This is a genomic window from Streptomyces sp. SCUT-3 (genome assembly GCF_014083985.1).
GTDB classification, from domain to species: Bacteria; Actinomycetota; Actinomycetes; order Streptomycetales; family Streptomycetaceae; genus Streptomyces_H; species Streptomyces_H thermolineatus.
The window spans coordinates 4547364-4565003 of sequence record NZ_CP046907.1; the positions used below are offsets into that span (position 1 = coordinate 4547364).

15 protein-coding genes are annotated in these 17640 nt (G+C 75.2%); 7 read left to right on the top strand and 8 right to left on the bottom strand.

Going from position 1 to position 17640, the window contains the following annotated elements:
* Positions 1–44: 44 nt before the first annotated feature.
* Positions 45–284 carry a hypothetical protein gene (locus GQS52_RS20120; protein ID WP_182314749.1) on the top strand — a complete coding sequence of 80 codons (240 nt, stop codon included), beginning with the start codon at positions 45–47 and terminating at the stop codon, positions 282–284.
* A 93-nt stretch (positions 285–377) separates the two neighbouring features.
* Here the strand turns inward: GQS52_RS20120 and GQS52_RS20125 are convergent, their stop codons facing one another.
* Positions 378–1640, bottom strand: coding sequence for an MFS transporter (locus tag GQS52_RS20125; RefSeq protein WP_182316591.1), 1263 nt, complete (start codon positions 1638–1640; stop codon positions 378–380).
* 297 nt (positions 1641–1937) lie between these two features.
* Between GQS52_RS20125 and npdG the strand changes: the two genes are divergently transcribed.
* Both npdG and GQS52_RS20135 read left to right on the top strand, forming a co-directional pair.
* Positions 1938–2645, top strand: coding sequence for an NADPH-dependent F420 reductase (npdG, locus tag GQS52_RS20130; protein WP_182314750.1), 708 nt, complete (start codon positions 1938–1940; stop codon positions 2643–2645).
* A gap of 165 nt (positions 2646–2810) precedes the next feature.
* Positions 2811–2987 carry a hypothetical protein gene (locus GQS52_RS20135; RefSeq protein ID WP_182314751.1) on the top strand — a complete coding sequence of 59 codons (177 nt, stop codon included), beginning with the start codon at positions 2811–2813 and terminating at the stop codon, positions 2985–2987.
* Between the two features lie 27 nt (positions 2988–3014).
* Here the strand turns inward: GQS52_RS20135 and GQS52_RS20140 are convergent, their stop codons facing one another.
* From GQS52_RS20140 to GQS52_RS20155, 4 genes are all read right to left on the bottom strand, one after another.
* The gene (locus tag GQS52_RS20140) at positions 3015–3806 is read right to left on the bottom strand and encodes a site-2 protease family protein (RefSeq protein WP_182314752.1); all 792 of its coding nucleotides are present in this window, start codon (positions 3804–3806) and stop codon (positions 3015–3017) included.
* A gap of 256 nt (positions 3807–4062) precedes the next feature.
* Positions 4063–5235: a lactate 2-monooxygenase gene (locus tag GQS52_RS20145; protein WP_182314753.1), complete on the bottom strand. Its 1173-nt coding sequence runs from the start codon at positions 5233–5235 to the stop codon at positions 4063–4065.
* Positions 5236–5326: 91 nt separating this feature from the next.
* Complete coding sequence (locus GQS52_RS20150; RefSeq protein WP_182314754.1) at positions 5327–6304, bottom strand: NAD(P)-dependent oxidoreductase; 978 nt, start codon at positions 6302–6304, stop codon at positions 5327–5329.
* 230 nt (positions 6305–6534) lie between these two features.
* Positions 6535–7818 carry a helix-turn-helix domain-containing protein gene (locus GQS52_RS20155; protein ID WP_182314755.1) on the bottom strand — a complete coding sequence of 428 codons (1284 nt, stop codon included), beginning with the start codon at positions 7816–7818 and terminating at the stop codon, positions 6535–6537.
* A 159-nt stretch (positions 7819–7977) separates the two neighbouring features.
* Between GQS52_RS20155 and GQS52_RS20160 the strand changes: the two genes are divergently transcribed.
* The 4 genes from GQS52_RS20160 to GQS52_RS20175 all read left to right on the top strand — a co-directional run bounded on the left by GQS52_RS20160 (position 7978) and on the right by GQS52_RS20175 (position 13578).
* Positions 7978–9633 carry an FAD-binding dehydrogenase gene (locus tag GQS52_RS20160; protein WP_182314756.1) on the top strand — a complete coding sequence of 552 codons (1656 nt, stop codon included), beginning with the start codon at positions 7978–7980 and terminating at the stop codon, positions 9631–9633.
* A gap of 227 nt (positions 9634–9860) precedes the next feature.
* A complete protein-coding gene (locus GQS52_RS20165) occupies positions 9861–11183 on the top strand; it encodes a lipase (RefSeq protein ID WP_182314757.1) in 1323 nt (440 codons plus the stop codon).
* A 20-nt stretch (positions 11184–11203) separates the two neighbouring features.
* A complete protein-coding gene (locus GQS52_RS20170) occupies positions 11204–12271 on the top strand; it encodes an alpha/beta hydrolase (protein ID WP_182314758.1) in 1068 nt (355 codons plus the stop codon).
* Positions 12268–13578 (top strand): tannase/feruloyl esterase family alpha/beta hydrolase, encoded by a 1311-nt coding sequence (locus GQS52_RS20175; RefSeq protein WP_220472781.1) that lies wholly within the window; start codon positions 12268–12270, stop codon positions 13576–13578. Before GQS52_RS20170 ends, GQS52_RS20175 begins: the two co-directional genes overlap by 4 nt.
* A gap of 168 nt (positions 13579–13746) precedes the next feature.
* On the opposite strand, the gene GQS52_RS20180 is transcribed toward GQS52_RS20175, so the two are convergent.
* The 3 genes from GQS52_RS20180 to panB form a co-directional block, all read right to left on the bottom strand.
* Positions 13747–15555 carry an MDR family MFS transporter gene (locus tag GQS52_RS20180; protein WP_259370872.1) on the bottom strand — a complete coding sequence of 603 codons (1809 nt, stop codon included), beginning with the start codon at positions 15553–15555 and terminating at the stop codon, positions 13747–13749.
* 280 nt (positions 15556–15835) lie between these two features.
* Entirely contained in the window at positions 15836–16486 is a 651-nt protein-coding gene (locus tag GQS52_RS20185; protein ID WP_182314759.1) for a TetR family transcriptional regulator, read from the bottom strand.
* A gap of 243 nt (positions 16487–16729) precedes the next feature.
* A complete protein-coding gene (gene panB, locus GQS52_RS20190) occupies positions 16730–17611 on the bottom strand; it encodes a 3-methyl-2-oxobutanoate hydroxymethyltransferase (protein WP_182314760.1) in 882 nt (293 codons plus the stop codon).
* Positions 17612–17640 lie beyond the last annotated feature (29 nt).

The following is a 17640-nucleotide window of genomic DNA, read 5'->3' on the forward strand; positions in this document are numbered from 1 at the left end:
GGCACCATTGCGGCTGTGGAGCAGTGCGGACAAGGAGGTTGACGATGGGCCTGTTCAGCAGGGGGAGAGCCTCCGGCGGACCGGGGGAGTGGTTCTACTGCCTGGTGCACAAGAAGGTCGAGGAGGGGCCGGAGTGCCCGGCCAGGGACCGGCTCGGCCCCTACGCGACACCGGCCGAGGCGCAGCACGCGACGGAGATCAGCGAGCAGCGCAACCAGGAGTGGGAGAACGACCCCCGCTGGCACGACGAGCCGGACGACGGGCCGCGCGGCCCCCGTCCCTGACCGCCCCGGGCCCCGCGGGCGCCGGCCGGGCCGCCCCGGCCCGCGCCCGCGAGGCCCGGGGCTGCTCCCGCCGCCCGGGACCGCTCCCGCCGGTCAGGGCTGCTCCTGCCGCTCCCGGCGCAGCTCCCGCATGCGCACCGCGTGCTCGTCGGTGCGGGCGTCGTAGGACATCAGCTTCGGCAGTGCGGCGGCCAGCAGGCCGACCGAGGCCGCGCACATCAGGCCGCCGGACCAGAACGAGGCCCGCACTCCGACCAGCGAGGCCGCCGTGCCCGCCCGCACCTGGCCGCCCTGCGGGCCGACGGTGAAGCTGAGAAGCTCCAACCCGGCCAACCTGCCGCGCAGTTCGTCGGGAATCGTCTGGTTCCACAGGGTGGACCGGAACAGTCCGCTGACCATGTCGGCACCGCCGGCCGCAGTCAGGCACAGCAGCACCAGCCACACGTTCGACGTCCACCCCGCCGCGGCCACGGCCAGCCCCCAGGCGGCAGCCCCGTACGCCACCGCCCGGCCGTGCCGGTGCACCCGCGAGGTCCACCCGCTGGTCATGCCGACCAGCATCGACCCCACCGCCCCGGCGCCGTACATCAGCCCCAACGACCACGGCGCGTCCAGCCGGTCGGCCAGGAACGGGAAGAGCGCGTTCGGGAAGGCGAAGAACATCGCGGCCGCGTCGACCGCGTAGGTGCCCAGCAGCTCCGGACGGCTCCGGGCGTAGCGCACCCCCTCGGCGATCCTCCTCAGCGACGGCTTCTCCCCGCCCGTCGGCGGGGGCGAGGTCCGCAGCCGCAGCAGCAGCACCAGCGACACCGCGAAGGAGACCACGTCCAGGGCGTAGGCCGTCTCCACCCCGCCGGTGGCCACCAGCACCCCGGCCAGGGAGGGGCCCACGATCGCGCCGATCTGCCAGCGGAGGGAGTTCAGAGCGGCGGCCGCGGTGAGCCGGTCGTGTGCGACGACCTGCGGGACCAGCGCGTCCAGGGAAGGCCGCTGCAGGCCGTCCAGGGCGGACAGCAGGGCGACGAACAGGTACAGCGGCCACAGCATCGGCTCCGGCAGCAGGGCGTTGACCAGCAGCATCACCGACAGCAGCCCCAGGCCCAGCTCGGAGGCCAGCACCAGCCGGCGGCGGTCGACCGAGTCCGCCAGCGCCCCGCCCCACAGGCCGAAGACGATCGTCGGCACGATCTCCGCCGCGGCGATCAGGCCGACCGCCAGGTAGGAGCCGGTCATCTCCTTGACCTGGAGGGGGACGGCGACGTAGGTCAGGAAACCGCCCAGCACCGACACCGCCCCGGCCGACCACAGCAGCCGGTAGTCGCGGGAGGACCGCAGGGGGGACAGGTCGGGGAGCATCCCGCGCAGCGGCGACCGTCTCCCCGGAGGGGGACCGTCGTCGTCCGGGGCGCCACCGTCCGCCGGGGCTTCGCCCACGGGGGTGCCCTCCACGGGGGTGCCCTCCGCGGGGCCGTCGCACACAGGGCCGCTGCTCACGGCCGCCCATGCTCCGCCACGGCGCCGACGGCGGGCAAACGGTTTTACGCCGGGGCCCGGCGCGCCCGGCGGTCGCAGCCGGTCGCAGCCGGTCACGGCCGTTCTCACAGACCGGGAGCCGGGCTGCGATCCGCCGCGCCCGCTGGCAGGATCACCCCCATGACTACTCCTGACGCCGCGACCAACGACGTTCCCCAGCCCGGCCCCCACGACCTGCCCGACGTGTCCGGCCTCGTCGTCGGTGTCCTCGGCGGCACCGGCCCGCAGGGCCGCGGCCTGGCCTACCGGCTCGCCCGCGCCGGGCAGAAGGTGGTCCTCGGCTCCCGCGACGCCGGGCGGGCGAAGGCCGCCGCCGACGAACTGGGCCTGGGGATCGAGGGCGCGGACAACGCCGAGTGCGCCCGCCGCAGCGACGTGGTGATCGTGGCCGTGCCGTGGGACGGGCACCGGGCCACCCTGGAGGCCCTGCGCGAGGACCTCGCCGGCAAGATCGTCGTCGACTGCGTCAACCCGCTGGGCTTCGACAAGAAGGGCGCCTACGCGCTCGAACCGGAGGAGGGCAGCGCCGCCGAGCAGGCCGCCGCGATCCTGACCGACTCCCGGGTCACCGCCGCGTTCCACCACCTGTCCGCGGTCCTGCTGCAGGACCCGGAGATCGAGCGGATCGACACCGACGTGATGGTGCTCGGCGAGAAGCGCGCGGACACCGACGTCGTCCAGGCCCTGGCCGGGCGCATCCCCGGCATGCGCGGGATCTTCGCCGGACGGCTGCGCAACGCCCACCAGGTCGAGTCCCTGGTGGCCAACCTGATCTCCGTCAACCGCCGCTACAAGGCCCACGCCGGGCTGCGCATCACCGACGTCTGACCCGCGGCGCGCCGGGCCGCGGTACCGGGGCGCGGCGCCGGCCGGGGTACCGGCCGGTGTGCCGGGTCGCGGCGGCCCGGCACGCCGGGAGCACCCCGGGCGGGGGCCGCGCCGGGGGAGGAGGACAATGGACGGGCAGTGTCCGCATCGTCCAGGAGCGCCCCCATGCCCCGTACCGCCCTCTTCGCCGTGGCCCTGTGCGTGCTCGCGGTCGTCGCCGCCGTCGTGTCCTTCGCGAACGGGACGTGGCTGGGCGTCGTGTGGATCCTGATCGCCGGCCTGTCCAGCAACATGGCCTGGTACTACATCCGCCGCGCCCGCCTCGAGCGCCGCGCGCAGTAGGGGCGGGCCCGCCGCCGGGCCGCGGGGTCAGCCCGCGACCTGCGGCTCGCCGTCCCAGAAACGGAACCAGTCCAGGCCGAAGGCCGGCAGGTACGGCTCCACCCCGAACAGCCCCATCACCGCGTCGACCAGCCCGAAGAACGCCGCGTTCACCTCGGGGATCCACAGGCAGCCGAAGACGATCAGCAGCCCGAACGGGGCGACGGGCTCGACCTGCCGCCGGACGTTGTACGACAGCCACGGCTCGACGATCCCGTAGCCGTCCAGGCCCGGCACCGGCAGCAGGTTCAGGATCGCCGCGGTCACCTGGAGCAGGGCCAGGAAGGCGATCGCCGCCAGGAACGGGAGCGGCATCCCCGCGCCCAGGTCCGGCAGCAGGAACGGCAGCATCAGCACCACCGCGAACACCACGTTGGTCAGCGGCCCGGCCGCCGAGATCAGACTGTGCTTCCACCGTCCGGCGACCCGGTCCCGCTCGATGAAGACCGCCCCGCCCGGCAGGCCGATCCCGCCCATGATCACGAACAGCACCGGCAGCACGATGCTCAGCAGCGCGTGGGTGTACTTGAGGGGGTTGAGCGTGAGGTAGCCCTTCGCCCCGACGGTGATGTCGCCGCCGTGCAGCGCGGTGCGGGCGTGTGCGTACTCGTGCAGGCACAGCGAGACGATCCAGCCGGAGACCACGAACAGGAACACCGCGAAGCCGGTGCTCGCCGAGAAGCCGGTCCACACCGCCCAGCCGCTGACCCCCATGACCGCGACCAGGGCGAGGAAGACCGGGCTGACGCCCCGGTCGCTGCGGGTGGCTGTGCTGCTCATGGACGCGTCTCCAGGGCCGGGACCGGGGCCGGGGCCTGCGGCGGGCGGAATCGGGCCCGGACGGCCGTCCGGGACGTCCGATCATGCCCGCCCGCGCACGGCACGGACAAGCGCCCGGCGCCCCCGCCCCCGCGCCCCCACCGGAACCGCGGCGGCAAACCGCAACACCAAAGGCGCGAAACGGACAGTACTTCCACGCTTTGCCACCCTGTTCCGGACGGAGGCGCGGGGGGCGGCCCCGCCCGCAAGCGGGCCGTCAGCCCGGCAGGGGAGGGGCCAGCAGGCCGGGGTCGAGACCGGCGGGGCCGGTGTGGCCGGTCAGGGCCAGGGAGAGGTCGAGCTCGGCGAGCAGGCAGCGCAGGACGTGCCGCACCCCGGCCTCGCCGCCCAGGGCCAGGCCGTGGACGTACGGCCGGCCGACGAGCACGGCGCGGGCGCCCAGGGCGAGGGCCTTGAGGACGTCCGAGCCGGTGCGCACCCCGCTGTCGAACAGCACGGTGATCTCCTCGCCGACGGCCCCGGCCACCGCGGGCAGGGCGTCCAGGGCCGCGACCGCGCCGTCGACCTGGCGGCCGCCGTGGTTGGAGACGACCACGCCGTCCATGCCGGCGTCGCGGGCGCGGCGGGCGTCGTCCGGGTGCAGCACGCCCTTGAGGACGATCGGCCCGTCCCACTGCTCGCGCAGGAACGCCAGGTCCTCCCAGGTCTTGGTGGGGTCGGCGAACATGCCGGCCCAGTGCGCGACGGCGGCGAGCGGGTCCTCCTCGACCGGCTTGGCGAGCCCGGCCAGGAACGCCGGGTCGCTCAGGTAGTTGGCGATCCCGATCCGCCGGAGGAACGGCAGGTGGGCGCGGTCCAGGTCGCGCGGGCGCCAGCCCAGCAGCCAGGTGTCGAGGGTGACGACCAGGGCGGTGTACCCGGCGGCGCGGGCCCGCCGGAGGAGGCTGACGGTGACGTCCCGGTCCTTCGGCCAGTACAGCTGGAACCAGCGCGGGCCGTCGCCCGACGCCTCGGCGACCTCCTCCAGGGTGGTGGAGGACGCGGTGCTCAGCACCGTCGGCAGCCCCAGGCCCGCCGCGGCCCGGGCCGCGGCGGGCTCCGCGTCGGGGTGCACGATCGACAGCACCCCCACCGGGGCGAGGAGCAGCGGGGCGGGCAGCCGGGTGCCGAACAGGGTGTACGACAGGTCGCGCACCCCCACGTCGCGCAGCATCCGGGGCACGAGAGCCCTGCGTTCGAACGCGGCCCGGTTGGCGCGCATCGTGGCCCCGGTGCCGGCACCGCCCGCCACGTACCCGTACGCCTCGGGGGACATCCGTTCGCGGGCGGCGTCCTCCAGGCCCGCCGGGTCCGTCCCGAACGGGGGAGCCTCTCCCGTCAGCAGGCCGTGGAGGTAGATCTCGTCCTGGAAGGAGGAGAACGGGGGCATGGGCGTCCCTTCTGGCGGAGCGGCGGGTGCGGGCGGCGGACGGCGGGAGGCGGGTGGGGTCGGCGGGCGCCGGCGGGTGCGGCGGGCGGGGTCAGCGGGGGCGGACCGCGTCGCGGGGGCCGGTGCCGTCGAGGTGGCGTCCGACGTTCTCGACGGCGGCCAGGGCGATGCGCACCAGCGTCTCGCGGGTGACGGCGCCCGCGTGCGGGGTGAGGACGGTGTTGGGCGCGGAGAGCAGCCGCGAGCCGGCCTCGGGCGGCTCGGGGTCGAAGACGTCCAGGCCCGCGGCGGCGATGCGGCCGTTCTCCAGGGCGTCGGCGAGCGCGTCGGAGTCGACCAGGGGCCCGCGCGCGGTGTTGACGAGGATCGCGGTGGGCTTGAGCAGGGCCAGGCGGCGGGCGTCGAGGAGGTTGCGGGTGGAGTCGTCCAGCGGCGCGTGCAGGGTGACGACGTCGGCGGTGCGCAGCAGGTCGTCCAGTTCCGTCCAGCGGGCGCCGGTGCGCTGCTCGACCTCGGCCGGCGCGCGGCGCGGGGAGGCGTAGAGGACGGTCATGTCGAAGGCGGCGGCCTTGCGGGCGACGTCCCGCCCGATGTGGCCCAGGCCGACGATGCCGAGGGTCTTGCCCGCCAGCTCGGTCAGCTCCGGGCGCAGCCGGTCCAGGGCCCACTCGCCGCGGGCGAGCGCGGTGTGCGCGGGGACGACCTTCTTGGCGCAGGCCAGGATCAGGGCGAAGGCGTGCTCGGCGACGGTGTTGCCCTCGGCCCCGCTGGAGGCGATGGTGCACACCGTCACCCCGCGGCGGTGCGCGTGCGCCAGGTCGACGTGGTCGTGGCCGTGGCCGACGCACTGGACCATCTCCAGCCGGGGCGCGGCGTCGATGTGCCCGGCCCGCACGGGGGCGAGCGCGGTGACGATCACCTGCGCGGCGGCGAGCGCGCCGGGGTCCTCGTCGGTGCTCTCCACGACGGTGACGTCGGCGCGGTCGGCCAGGAGCAGGGCGACGCCGGCTCCCGCCTCGCGCCCGCCGACCTGCGGGGGGACGACGGCCAGGACGGAGGTGCGGGACACGGGTCTCTCCCTGCGGTGCGCGGCGGCGGTGGCCCCGGCGGTTGTGCCGGCGACGGCTGTGCCGAGGACGGTTGTGCCGGCGGCGGTCGTGCCGGCGGCGGTTGTGCCGATGGTGGCGGCAGAACCGGCGCGGGTCCACCGTTCGGACGGCCGCTGTCTCCCCGTGACGGGGGAGTTTGTCACCCGGTGACAGGAGCGGAGCCGCGTACGGGGCGCCGGACGGCGGCGGGTCAACCGTGGACGGTGCGGGCGATCTCCAGCATCAGGCGCTGCCAGGGGTCGCGGGGGTCGCGGCCGGTGAGCTCGCGGACGCGGCGCATCCGGTAGCGCAGGGTCTGGGGGTGCAGGTGCAGGGCCTCGGCGGCGGCCGTCGCCGACCCGGTGCCCAGATAGGCGTCGAGGGTGGCCGCCAGGTGCTGGTTGCCCGGGTCCAGGAGCGGACCGAGGACGTGCCGGCGCACCGTGGCGGGGGTGGCCCCGGGCGTGGCGTTGAGCAGCCCGACCACGTGGGCCTCGGCGGTGTGCAGCAGCCCGTCGGCATCGAAGGCGCGGGCGGGCGCCGCCCCGAGGGCGTCGCGGGCCAGGCGGTAGGCGCCGGCGAGCTCGTCGGGGCCGTGCCCGGCGACGAGGCAGCCGCGCCGGGCGGTCCCGCGCAGCAGCGGGCCGGTGAGGGCCGCCAGGCCGGGGTCGAGGAGGAGCACCAGGTGGTCGGCCCGGGTGGTGTGCAGGACGTCGGCGCCGCCGGCCGGCCGGGCGCGGAGGAGGCGGGCCGCCAGCTCCGCCCCGGCCGCGGCGGTGGCGGTGGTCGCGGTGGCGGTGGGGTGGGAGGTGGCCGCGGCGGCGGGGGTCCGGTCCGGGGCGGAAGGTGTCCGGTCCGGGGCCGGGGCCGCCGCCGCGGCCGGGGCGCCGGCGGCGAGGCGGACGGGTCCGGCGACGAGCAGGACGCCCGACTCCGGGAGGCAGACGCCCAGGGCGCGGGAGCGGTCGGCGACGGCCGCGGGGGAGGCCTGGCGGCCGACGAGCAGGTCGTCCAGGAAGGCGCGCAGGGCGCGGTCGCGGTCGGCGTCGAGCCGTTCCGCGGCGTCGGCGTGGCCTGCGGCCAGGGCCTCGGTGAGCGTCTCGAGCTCCCGCAGCCAGATGCGGTTGAGGGCGAACACGTCGCCGGGGGACAGCCGGTCCCCGGCGTGCTCGGCGACGATCCGGTCCGCGGCGGCCGCCCCCACCCGGTAGGCGCGCACCACGGCGTCGACCGACCTGCCGTCGGCGGCCCGGGCCCGCCCGATCTCCCGGGCCCGTTCGACGTCGGCCGCGGTCGTCCCGGTGTCCTCCGCCCACATGCGCAGCAGGCGCGAGGACGCCCACCGGGTGATCGCCCGGACTTCGGCCAGCCGGCTGCCGTGCAGGCCCCGGTAGGCGGGCACCTCCCGGCGGACCTCGTCCACGATGCGGGCGACCAGGCCGGGCTCCGCGTGCAGCATGTCGCGGCAGACCGCCTCGCGTTCCGCCCGTCCCATGCGCCCGCCCTCCTCCGGCCCGCCTCTTCCGGCCCGCCGTCCCGGGCTTGTCAGCCGCTGACAAACCTCTTCGCACTGTAGCCGCAACACCGTTGCCGCCCGGCCCGCCGTCCATGACGGTGAACCTCGACACGACAGCCGTGGGAGAGGTGGCGGGACATGGCGTTCGACGCCGACGTGATCGTGGTGGGTGCGGGCCTCGCGGGGCTGGCCGCCACGGCGGAGCTCGCCGACGCGGGCCGGAAAGTGCTCCTGCTCGACCAGGAGCCGGAGGCGTCCCTCGGCGGCCAGGCCCACTGGTCCTTCGGCGGCCTGTTCCTGGTGGACTCGCCCGAGCAGCGCCGCATGGGCATCCGCGACAGCCGCGACCTGGCTTGGCAGGACTGGCTGGGCACGGCCGGCTTCGACCGGCCCGAGGACGCCTGGCCGCGGCGCTGGGCCGAGGCGTACGTCGACTTCGCGGCGGGGGAGAAGCGGGCCTGGCTGCGGGCGCAGGGGCTGCGGCTTTTCCCCGTCGTCGGCTGGGCCGAGCGCGGCGGCTACGACGCCACCGGCCACGGCAACTCCGTGCCGCGGTTCCACATCACCTGGGGCACCGGCCCCGGCCTGGTGGAGCCCTTCGAGCGCCGGGTGCGGGAGGCAGCCGGGCGGGGCCTGGTGTCCTTCCGCTTCCGCCACCGGGTCGACGAGCTGCTGGTCACCGACGGGCGGGTGCACGGTGTGCGCGGCGCCGTCCTGGAGCCCAGCGGCGTCGCGCGGGGGCAGGCGTCGTCCCGCACGGAGACCGGGGAGTTCGAGCTGAACGCCCAGGCCGTCGTGGTGGCCTCCGGCGGCATCGGCGGCAACCACGACCTGGTGCGCGCCAACTGGCCCGAGCGGCTGGGGAAGGCGCCGGAGCGGATGCTCTCCGGGGTGCCCGCGCACGTCGACGGCCGGATGATCGGCATCACCGAGCGGGCCGGTGGCGCCGTGATCAACCGCGACCGCATGTGGCACTACACCGAGGGCATCGAGAACTGGGACCCGGTCTGGGCGCGGCACGGCATCCGCATCCTGCCCGGCCCGTCCTCGCTGTGGTTCGACGCCCGCGGCCGCAGGCTGCCCGTCCCGCTGTTCCCCGGGTTCGACACCCTCGGCACGCTCGAGCACATCATGAGGTCCGGTCACGAGCACACCTGGTTCGTCCTCAACAAGCGGATCATCGGCAAGGAGTTCACCCTCTCCGGCTCCGAGCAGAACCCGGACCTGACGGGCCGCAGCGTGCGCGGGGTGATCGGCCGCGCCCGCGCCGACATGCCCGGGCCGGTGAAGGCGTTCGTCGAGGGCGGCGCGGACTTCGTCGTGGAGGAGGACCTGGGCGCGCTGGTGCGCGGCATGAACGCCCTCACCGGGGAGGCGCTGATCGACGAGGCGGACCTGCACCGGGAGATCACCGCGCGCGACCGGGAGATCGCCAACCCCTACACCAAGGACCTCCAGATCACCGCGCTGCGCGGGGCCCGCTCCTACCTCGGCGACCGGCTGATCCGCACCGCCGCGCCGCACCGGATCCTCGACCCGAAGGCCGGGCCGCTGATCGCGGTGCGGCTGAGCGTCCTCACCCGCAAGACCCTCGGGGGCCTGCACACCGACCTGGACTCCCGCGTCCTGGACGCCTCCGCCGAACCGGTGCCGGGGCTGTACGCGGCGGGGGAGGCCGCCGGCTTCGGCGGCGGCGGGGTGCACGGCTACCGCTCGCTGGAGGGCACCTTCCTCGGCGGCTGCCTCTTCTCCGGCCGCATCGCCGGCCGGGCCGCCGCCGCGGCCACCGCCTGACCCGGCCACCGCCCGGCCCGGCCACCGTCCGGCCCGGCCACCGTCCGCCCCGGGCAGTGGCCGTTCCGGGCCGGGCGGCGGGGCGAGGGCGGTGAGTACGGCCGACCGGTGTGGCTGGAGCACAGGGTGCGGGGCGTGGATGTGGGGCCCGGGCACGTGCCCGGGCCGGAGTGCGAAACCTACTGTGACGCACGTCTCCTGACGCCCACTCCGACCGGGGAGCGCCCATGCCCGTACATCCGCGCGGTACGTCGGTCCGGCTGTTCGCGGCCGGCTGCGCCGCCGCCCTGCTCGCCCTGCTCCCCGCCCCGGCCGCGCAGGCGGCACAAGCCGCCTCGGCCGCGCAGGCCGCCCCGGCCGCGCAGGCGGTGCAGCAGGACCCGTCCCACCTGACCCGCGAGGCGGTCTTCACCTCGGCGGCGAACGGCTGGGAGCGGGTCGAGCGCTACCTCGACACGACGCCCGGGTTCACTCAGGAGGACTACCCGCCCGACGGGCGCGGCGACCAGGACGGCCTGCGCCGCACCTACTTCGGTGGCGTCGCGAAGCCCTTCTCCGGCCGGTTCCTGCTCTACTCGGCGCCCGGCTGGGACACCGGCGGCGGCACCCCCGTCCTCCTCGTGCACGGCGCCAACGACAACCCCGACCGCGCATGGGCCAACCCCGGCGAGTCCGGGGGCTTCGGCTGCGGCGCCGCCTCCTGCCCCTCCTCCGGCCTGATGCAGTACCTGGACGGGCGCGGCAAGCGGGTCTTCGCGATCGGCTTCGCCCACAAGGAGGGCGACAACCTCATGCAGGCCCAGCAGGTCGGCGACGCCGTCGCCCTGATCAGGGCGCGCCTGGGCGTGGAGAAGGTCGACCTGGTGGGCTGGAGCAAGGGCATGATGTCGGCCCGCATGTACGTGTCGTCGGTCAAGCCGTCCTGGGGGCGGCCGTACGCCGGGGACGTGCGCAAACTGATCACCCTGGGCGGCCCGAACGGCGGCTACGACTACCCGTTCGCCCACGGCTGGGCGCACAATTTCTCCATCTGGAGCGAGTGCGGGGGCTCCGTCAACTCCCCGTCCCCGCACACCTCGATGACCTGCTACGGGGCGAGCCGCTACCACCCGGAGTTCTCCTTCGTGCCCACCGACGGGTGGGACGCCTACCCCGGCCAGCGGCAGATGCTCGCCCGCTTCGACCACGTCTACGGGGTCAACCAGACCCAGCAGGACTGGTACACCACCTACTACGGCGGCCGGGGCTTCTACACCTCCGGCCCCGGCATCCAGGCCGCGATCGACGCCGGCTCCCTGATCGACCGCATCCAGCGGGCGGGCGTCCCGGCGGACGTGCAGACGTACCTGCTGGCCGGCGGGGCGGCCACGGTCGTGGGCATCGTCAACGAGACCCGCGGCCCCGGCGACGGGGTCGTGTTCACCACCAGCGCCCTCGACGGCACCGGCATCGGCAACCTCGCCGGGACCGCCGTCGTGGGCACCGCCAACCACCTCGAGCTGGGCTGGAAGACCGCGGTGTCCTCCCAGGTCGCGGCGTGGCTGGGCTGACCGTACGAGGAGAGACGACGATGGACCATCTCATGCCGGGCATCACCGCGCGGCGCGTGCCGACCGCGCGGGTGACCACCCACGTCCTGGAGGCCGGGGAACCGGACGGCACGCCGGTGGTGTTCGTCCACGGCAACGTCTCCTCCGCCCTGTTCTGGCAGCCGACGATGCTCGCGCTGCCGGCCGGGTACCGGGCGGTCGCCCCCGACCTGCGCGGCTTCGGCTCCACCGACCGGGCACCGGTCGACGCCACCCGCGGCCTGCGCGACTTCTCCGACGACCTCGGGGCGCTCCTGGACGCCCTCGGCCTGCCCGCGGCCCACCTGGTGGGCTGGAGCATGGGCGGCGGCGTGGTGCTGCAGCACCTGCTCGACGCCCCCGGCCGGGTCGCCTCCCTCACCCTGGTCAACCCCGTCTCGCCCTTCGGCTTCGGCGGGACGAAGGGGCCGCACGGCGAGCTGTGCGCGCCCGACGGGGCCGGGTCCGGCGGCGGCGCCGGGAACCCCGACTTCGTCGCCCGGCTCGCGGCCGGCGACACCGGCGACGACTCCCCGCTCTCCCCCCGGCGCGTCCTGCTCGCGCAGTACGTGAAGGAGGGCTGCGTGCCCGAGCCGCTGGAGGCAATGGTGCACTCCATGCTCACCACGGCCACCGGCGACGACCACTACCCGGGCACCTCGGCCCCCAGCGGCAACTGGCCCGGCTTCGCCCCCGGCGACCGCGGCGTGCTCAACACGATGGCCCCCACGCACTTCCGCATCACCGCCGACGACCTCGCCGCCCTGGACCCCAAGCCGCCGGTCCTGTGGATCCGGGGGGCCGACGACGTGATCGTCTCCGACACCTCCATGCACGACCTCGCCCACCTGGGGTCGCTCGGGATCGTGCCGGGCTGGCCGGGCGAGGACGCCTGCCCGCCCCAGCCGATGGTCACCCAGACGCGCACCGTCCTCGACGGCTACGCGAAGGCCGGCGGCCGGTACACCGAGACGGTGATCGAGGACTCCGGCCACGGACCGCAGCTGGACCGACCGGAGGAGTTCCGCGCGGCCCTGCTCGCCCACCTCGCCGCCGCGGCGGCGGTGTGAACGGCGGTACGAGCGGCGGTCCGGGCAGCGGTGCGGGCGGCGGTCTGAACGGCGGTCTGAGCGGTACTGCGGGCACCACCGCCGCCGTCCCCGTGACCGCCCCGGAGGTCCCCGGCGCCGAGCACCGGACGGCCGCACGGCTGCCCGACCTGACGACGGCGGGGACGGTCCGCACCGGGCACACCGTGCCGGCCGACTGGCAGGGCCTGCACGCCGCGTCCGCCGTGCGCCGGTACGGCCCCGTCCCCGGGGTGCAGGTCGACGGGTACTTCCCGGCGCGCACCGGGCTGAACACCCACCACGGGTGGGACCACGACGCCCAGTTCGTCCTGCGGATGCCTGACGCGTGGAACGGCGGGCTCGTCGTCACCGGCGCGCCCGGGGTCCGCCGCCAGTACGCCGTCGACGTCCTCGTCGGCGACCGGGCGCTGGCCCGCGGCTACGCCTTCGCGGCCACCGACAAGGGCGGCAGCGGCCCGGAGTTCTTCACCACCGACCCCGCCCCGGGCAGGTCCCTCGCGGGGTGGAACGCGCGGACGACCGAACTGCTGGCCGCCGCCAGGGAGGCCGTCGCCTCCCACTACGGCGGCCCGCCGCGGCGCACGTACGTCACGGGAGTCTCCAACGGCGGCTACCTCACCCGCTGGCAGCTGGAGAACAACCCGGACCTCGTCGACGGCGGCGTCGACTGGGAGGGCCCGCTGTGGCGCGCCGACGGACCCAACCTCCTCACCCACCTGCCCGCCGTGCTCGCGCACTACCCGGCGTGGCGGGCGAAGGGCGGACGGGAGGACCACGAGGCGCTGCTCGCCGCCGGCTGCCCGCCCGGCTCGGAGTTCCTGTGGGAGGAGCACCACCGCACCTACTGGGGCGTCACCCAGCGCATCTACCGGACCGCCGTCGACCCGGACTACCGCGGGGCCGAGGAGGAGTACGCCTACCGGGCCCGCCCGGCCGCCGTCCGCGCCGCCGTCGCCGGTGTCGAGCTGACCGGTGCGATCGGCAGGCCCCTGCTGTCCCTGCACGGCACCCTCGACGCGCTCCTGCCGGTCGGCCTGCACGCCGACGCCTACGCGGAGCTCGTCGCCGCCGCGGGGCGCGGGGACCTGCACCGGCTCTACCGCATCGAGGGCGGGAACCACGTCGACGGGTACTGCGACCTCCACCCTGACCGGCTGCGCCCGCTGCAGCCCTGGTACGAGGAGGCGTTCGACGCCCTCGAGCGCTGGGTGGAGGACGGCGTCGAGCCGCCGCCGGGCGGCACCGTCCCCGCCGGGGCGCGGACGCTCGGCGCGGCCGCGGACTGAACCCCCGGGCCCGGGAGCAGGGTCGGGACCGGAACGGGGGACCGGTCCCGACCCACGCCCGGGCCGGGAGCGGACCGGCGGACCGGCGGCCCGCGCACGACGGCGGGGCGGGGACGGCCTGCGCCGTCCCCGCCCCGCCGTCCCCCTGCACGGGGGTCCTTGTGAGGATCAGCCCGCCGGGGTGAGCTCCTTGCCGTTCCCGTCGGCGGCCTCGGCGGCCTCGGCGGCCTCGGCAGCGTCGGCGGCCTCGGCGGCCTCGGCGGCCTCGGCAGCGTCGGCGGCCTCGGCAGCGTCGGCGGCCTCGGCGGCCTCGGCGGCCTCGGCGGCCTCGGCGGCCTCGGCGGCCTCGGCGGCGTCGGCGGCGTCGGCGGCGTCGGCCTTCTCGGCCTTCCCGGCCGCGTCGGCCTCGTTGGCCGCGTGCCACTCGTTGCTCTGGGCCAGCGGCTTCTCCTTCAGCAGCAGGGCGAGCACCAGCCCGACCGCGAAGACCGGTACCAGGTACAGGAAGATCGGGACCAGGGCCTCCTGGTAGGAGTCGACCACGATCCGGCGCAGGTCCTCCGGGAGGCTGCGGACCAGGGCCGGGGTCAGCGAGTGGCTGTCGCCGACCGCGGCGGCCGAGCCGGCCGGGAGGTCGGCGGCGAGCCGGTCGGTGAGCCGGTTGGCGAAGATCGCGCCGACCACGGCGGTGCCGAGGGTGGCGCCGATCTCGCGGAAGAAGTTGTTGGCGGAGGTCGCCGTGCCGACCTCGCTCGGCGGGAAGGCGTTCTGCACGGCCAGGACCAGGGTCTGCATCAGCAGGCCGATGCCGGCGCCGGCCAGCGCCAGGTAGGAGCAGACGAGCCAGATCGGGTTGTCGGTCTCCAGGGTGGACATCAGGAGCACGGCGACGATCAGGATCACGGACCCGACGATCGGGTAGATCTTGTAGCGGCCGGTCTTGCTCATGATCGCGCCGGACGGCAGGGCGGTGGCCATGATGCCGACGACCATGGGTATCAGCAGCAGGCCGGACTCGGTGGCCGACTTCTGGTACACCATCTGCAGGTAGGTGGGCATGTAGCCGACGACGGCGAACATGCCGAGCCCGATGGCGATCATGCCGATCAGGGTGGCGACGTTGAAGATCGGGTTGCGGAACAGGTGCAGCGGGATGATCGGTTCGGTCGCGTGCTTCTCGGCCAGGAAGAACAGCAGCCAGGCGACCGCTCCGCCCACGCCCAGTCCGACGATCACCGGGTCCGACCAGTCGTACTCGGTGCCGCCCCAGCTCGCGAAGAGCACGGTGCAGGTGACGGCGACGGCCATCAGGGCGGTCCCCAGGTAGTCGAGGACGACCGTGACCTCCTTGCGCGGCAGCCTGATGGCGAGCGCCGCGACCGTGAGGGCCACCGCGCCCAGCGGCAGGTTGATCCAGAACGCCCAGCGCCAGGTGAGGGAGTCGGTGAACCAGCCGCCCAGTAGCGGGCCGGCGACCGAGGCCAGACCGAAGACGGCGCCCATCGGTGCCATGTACTTGGCGCGTTCGCGGGGCGGCACCAGGTCGGCGATGATCGCCTGTGAGGTGATCATGAGTCCGCCGCCGCCCAGGCCCTGCAGGGCCCGGCCGGCGATCAGGACGCCCATGGAGTCGGCGAGGCCGCAGACCACGGAGCCGATCAGGAACAGGACGATGCCGGCCAGGAAGATGGTCTTGCGGCCGATCAGGTCGCCGAGCTTGCCGTAGACCGGCATGCCGACGGTGGCGGCGAGGATGTAGGCGGTGGTGACCCACGCCATGTGCTCGATGCCGTGCAGCTCGCCGACGATGGTCGGCAGCGCGGTGCTGACGATCGTCTGGTCCAGGGCGGCCAGCAGCATGGTCACCATCAGCGCGCCGAAGATCAGACCGAAGCCGCGCGGTTTGGCGGCTCCGGTTCCGGTCTCGGACGCGTCGGGGTCCATGGTCGGGTCCGCCGTGGCGGAAGGATGGGACATCTCCGGGTCTCCGTCGGTGTGCGTCGGTGTGCGTCGGTGCTCGTCGGTGTGCTTCGGTGAACTTCGGTGTACTTCGGTGTCGTTCGTGGCGCGGTGCGGCACGTGGTGCGGTGCGCGGCGCCGCGCACGTGCCGGGCCCGGCGGCGGGCGGGCGCGCCCGTCAGCCTTCGGGTCCTGCTCGTCGTGGGGGTGGGGGTGGGGTGGGGGTTGCGGGTGCGCGGCCGGTGCGCCGCACGGCCGTGCTCGCCGTCGAGCCGCGGCCGGTGGGGGAGTCCGGTGGTCAGGAGGAGGCGGTGGCCGCTTCCTCCAGGGGGGAGGTGAGGTCCTTCAGGAGCGCGAAGGACTCCCTGACGAACTCCGGTGCCGCCTGCTCGCACCCGTGGTCCTGCGCCCATCGCCGCATGGCGACGCGCACCGCGGCCATGGAGATGCCGGCGACGAGGTCCGCGGTCCGGTCGCCGGTCCCGCGGCCGGTGCGTTCGGCCACCAGGGCCCAGAGCTCCCGCTCGAGGGCGTCGAAGCCGGCCAGTACCGCGGCGAGGACCGAGGGGGTGCGCTCGGCGATCCGGAAGACCTCCTCGACCTCGTCCCGCCTGGGCGGCGAGGCCTCCAGGTACGAGGCGAAGAGTTCGCCGACGTCCTCCAGGACGGAACGGGTGTCCCGTGCCGGTGCGGCGAGGAAACGGGCCCTCGCCTCCGGGGTGAAGGAGGCCGACCAGATCAGCAGCGCCGACTCTTTGGAGGGGAAGTAGTTGAAGAAGGTTCGAGGGGAGACGCCGGCCTCCTCGCTGATCATCTCCACCGTCACCTGCTCGAATCCCAGCTCCCGGGAGAGTCGCAGGGCCGCCGCGTGCAGCTCGTCGCGGGTCTCGCGACGGCGGCGCTCGCGCAGGCTCTCGCGCGGGGCGGCGGTGCGGCAGGGAAGATCCATGCCCGAATTATTGCACGGACTGCAAACACTGCACGGGGTGCAATGGGGGGAAGGGGCTGTGGGCTGCGTCACCCCTCCCGCGGGGCGGGGCGGCCTGCGGGTCCGGGGAGGGCGGAAAAGCGGCCGGCCCCGCGGAGTGCCGGAGCACTCCGCGGGGCCGTGGGGTCGGGCCGGGGGACGGACCCGAGTCCTGCGGGACGCCTCGCGGGCGTCGCGGCGGCCGGGGCCGCCGGGAGGGGGAGGTCAGTGGAAGCTGTGCTCCTCCGCCGGGTAGGCGCCGCCGACGACGTCCTCGGCGTAGGCCTTCGCCGCGTCGGAGAGCACCCGCCGCACGTCGGCGTACTGCTTGACGAAGCGCGGCACCCGGCCGCCGGTCATGCCGGCCATGTCGGTCCACACCAGCACCTGCGCGTCGCACGCCGCGCCGGCCCCGATGCCCACGGTGGGGATGTGCAGGACGCGGGTGACCTCGGCGGCCAGCTCGGCCGGGACCAGCTCCAGCACCACGGCGAAGGCCCCGGCGTCCTGCACGGCCTTGGCGTCGCGCAGCAGTTGGGTGGCGGCCTCCTCGCCGCGGCCCTGCACCGGGTAGCCGCCGAAGGCGCCGACCGACTGCGGGGTGAGCCCGATGTGCGCCATGACGGCGATCCCGGACTCGGTCAGCAGCCGGATGCTGTCCGCCGAGCGCTCCCCGCCCTCGAGCTTCACCGCGCCCGCACCGGTCTCCTTGACCATCCGGGTGGCGCTGCGCAGGGCCTGCACCGGGCCCTCCTGGTAGGTGCCGAAGGGCAGGTCGGCGACGACCAGGGACCGCTTGGTGCCGCGTACGACGGCGGCGGTGAGCATCACCATCTCGTCGAGGGTGACCGGGACGGTGGTGTCGTAGCCGAGGTGGCAGTTGGCGGCGGAGTCGCCGACCAGCAGCACCGGGATGCCGGCCTCGTCGAACGCGGAGGCGGTCAGGGCGTCGTAGGCCGTGAGCATGGGCCAGGCCTCGCCGCGCTGCTTGGCGGCGGCGATGTCCCGGACGGTGACGCGGCGGCTCGAGGTGCCGCCGTAGAGGGCCTTGTCGTTCGCAGCGGGCTTCGGACCCTGCTCCGATCCCTGGTTCAGGGCGTGCGTCATCGCAACGTCTCCTCTGTGTCGTCTCGAGG